Genomic DNA, 3051 nt, shown 5'->3' with positions numbered 1-3051 from the left:
GGGCGAGGGCACGCGCCAGCCGGGCGACGCGCCGCTCCCCATCCCCCACGCGCCGCCGCGGATGCGGGCGTCGTCGGACGGGCGGCCGTGGTCGGTGCGCGTCGCCGAGTCGGTCATGCGCCGCAACCCGCAGACGCACCGCCGCTGGGACTACACGCAGGGGGTGGTGCTCGGCGCCATCGAGCGCGTGGCCCTGGCGCGCCGCGACCCGGCGATGCTGGCGTACGTGAAGACCAACATGGACCGCTGGGTGAAGCCGGACGGCAGCATCGAGGGGTACGAGCTGGAAGACTACAACATCGACGAGATCGCGCAGGGGCAGCTCCTCTTCGGGCTCCACGAGCGCACCAAGGACGCGCGGTACCGGAAGGCGGCCGACCGGCTCCGCGAGCAGCTCCGCACGCACCCCCGCACCCCGGAGGGGGGCTTCTGGCACAAGAAGATCTACCCGCAGCAGATGTGGCTGGACGGGCTCTTCATGGGGCAGCCGTTCTATGCGCAGTACGCGAAGAAGTTCGGCGAGCCCGCGGCGTTCGACGACATCGCGAAGCAGTTCGCGCTGGTGGCGCGGCACACCCGCGACCCGCGCACCGGGCTGATGTACCACGGCTGGGACGCGGCGAAGGCGCAGCCCTGGGCCGACACCGCCACCGGCCTCTCCCCGAACTTCTGGGCGCGGGCGATGGGGTGGTACGTCATGGGCGTGGTGGAGACGCTCGACCACTTCCCCGCCAACCACCCGGACCGGGCCGCGATCATCCAGACGCTGCGCGACGCCGCCGAGGGGATCGCGCGGACCCAGGACCCGGTTACCGGGCTCTGGTGGGACGTCATGGACGAGCCCAACCGCGCCGGCAACTACCTGGAGGCCAGCGCCTCCAGCATGTTCGCGTACTCGCTCGCCAAGGCCGCGCGGCTCGGGTACATCGACGCGCGCTACCGGCAGGTGGCGGAGCGGGCCTTCGGCGGGCTCCTCACCAACCTGGTGCGCGAGAACCCGGACGGCACCGTGTCGCTGGTCAACGTGGTGCAGGTGTCCGGGCTGGGCGGCAACCTGCGCAAGGACGGCTCGTACCGCGACGGCTCGTACGCCTACTACGTCAGCGAGCCGGTGGTGACCGACGACTACAAGGGCGTGGGGCCGTTCATCCTCGCCGCGCTGGAGCTGGGCCGTTGACCCCGGCGGGGATGTTCTCCCTGCGCGGCCGGCGCGCCCTGGTGACCGGGGCCAGCCGCGGCCTCGGGCAGGCCGTCGCCGTGGCGCTCGCGGAGGCCGGCGCGGACGTGGTCTGCGCCAGCACCCGCCGCTGCGGGACAGACGAGACCTGCGCGTTCGTGCGCGCGGCAGGGCGCCGGGCCTGGCAGGTGGAGGCCGACCTCGCCGACCGCGAGGCCGTGCTCGCCATGGCGGACGAGGCCGAGCGCCTGGCGGGCCCCATCGACGTCCTGGTCAACAACGGCGGGACCATCCGCCGGCACCCGGCCGCCGAGCACCCCGCGGAGGAGTGGGACCTGGTCCTGCGCACCAACCTGGACTCGGTCTTCCTCCTCTCGCAGCGCATCGGCCGGAGCATGGTGGAGCGCGGCTCGGGGAAGATCGTCAACGTGGCCTCGCTCCTCTCCTTCCAGGGGGGGATCACCGTCCCCGCCTACACCGCCAGCAAGCACGCGGTGGCCGGGCTCACCAAGGCCCTCGCCAACGAGTGGGCGCGCTCCGGCGTGCAGGTGAACGCCATCGCCCCCGGCTACTTCGCCACCGACAACACGCAGGCGCTGCGCGACGATCCCGACCGCGCCGGGCAGATCCTGGCCCGCATCCCCGCCGGCCGCTGGGGCACGCCGGAGGACCTGTGCGGCGCGGTGGTCTTCCTGGCCTCCGGCGCGAGCGACTACGTGAACGGGCACGTGCTGGTGGTGGACGGGGGGTGGATGGCGAGGTGAGGGGGAGTGCGAAAGTACGTGAGTGCGTGAGTACGTGAGTGGACCGCTGATACGGAGATACGGATGCATTATCTAGCCAGTCCTGAGCAGGCCCGGCGCATGGACACCGACGAGCTGCGGGAGCGCTTCCTCCTGCGGGAGCTGTTCCGGCCGGGCGAGGCGACGCTGCGCTTCGTGGACCTGGACCGCGTGGTGGTGGGGGGGATCGTGCCCACGGGCGGGGAGATCCGGCTGGAGGCCCCGCCGGAGATGGCGGCGGAGCTCTTCCTGGAGCGGCGCGAGGCCGGGGTGTTGAACGTGGGCGGCCCCGGGCGGGTGACGGTGGACGGGACGGAGCACGCGATGGCGAACCGCGACGGGCTCTACGTCGGCCGGGGGAGCCGCGAGGTGGCGTTCCACAGCGACGACCCGTCGGCGCCGGCGCGCTTTTACCTGGTGAGCTACCCCGCCCACGCGGGCTTCCCCACCGCCCACGTCGCCCGCGACCGGGCGCAGGTGACGGAGCTGGGAACGCAGGAGCAGGCCAACCGGCGGCGCCTCTACAAGTACTTCCACCCGGAGGGCGTCCCCACCGCGCAGCTGGTGATGGGGATCACGGAGCTGCTGGAGGGGAGCGTCTGGAACACCATGCCGGCGCACACCCACGCCCGCCGCACCGAGGTCTACCTGTACTTCGACGTCGCCGAGGACGCCGTGGTCTTCCACATGATGGGCGAGCCCGGCCAGACCCGGCACCTGGTGGTGCGCGACGGCGAGGTGGCGCTCTCCCCGGGGTGGTCCATCCACTCCGGGTGCGGCACGCGCGCCTACACCTTCTGCTGGGCCATGGGCGGCGAGAACCAGGTGTTCGCCGACATGCAGGGCGTTCCGATGCAGGAGCTTCTTTGAGCCGAAACTGCGGGTTTGGGCGTGTCCCCCCGTGCCGGGGGGCCGGGCTGCGCGCGCGGTAACGCACGATACGACCGTGCGTAACCGCGGCGAGCCGCCGCAAACCGCCGCGGCGTCTCGCCCCTCCGGGCGCGCATCCCTCACGCAGCCGCCGATTCGCACCTCACCCCCTGCCGTTCTCCCCCTTTCTCCCGCTTGCGGGGGAGAGGGGGCCGGGGGGAG

General features: G+C 72.6%; 3 protein-coding genes. All 3 read left to right on the top strand.

Annotated features, from left to right (window positions below):
• On the top strand, window positions 1–1177 hold a 1177-nt coding region (locus VGR37_05345; GenBank protein HEV2146820.1), incomplete at its 5' end, for a glycoside hydrolase family 88 protein.
• Entirely contained in the window at window positions 1174–1941 is a 768-nt protein-coding gene (kduD, locus tag VGR37_05340; protein HEV2146819.1) for a 2-dehydro-3-deoxy-D-gluconate 5-dehydrogenase KduD, read from the top strand. The genes VGR37_05345 and kduD, both read left to right, overlap by 4 nt.
• 63 nt (window positions 1942–2004) lie before the next feature.
• Window positions 2005–2829, top strand: coding sequence for a 5-dehydro-4-deoxy-D-glucuronate isomerase (gene kduI / locus VGR37_05335; protein ID HEV2146818.1), 825 nt, complete (start codon window positions 2005–2007; stop codon window positions 2827–2829).
• The last annotated feature ends 222 nt before the right edge of the window (window positions 2830–3051 follow it).

This window comes from Longimicrobiaceae bacterium (genome assembly GCA_035936415.1).
Taxonomy (GTDB): domain Bacteria; phylum Gemmatimonadota; class Gemmatimonadetes; order Longimicrobiales; family Longimicrobiaceae; genus JAFAYN01.
Note: the sequence above shows the minus strand (reverse complement) of the source record. Positions and strands in the feature narration are given on the sequence as shown.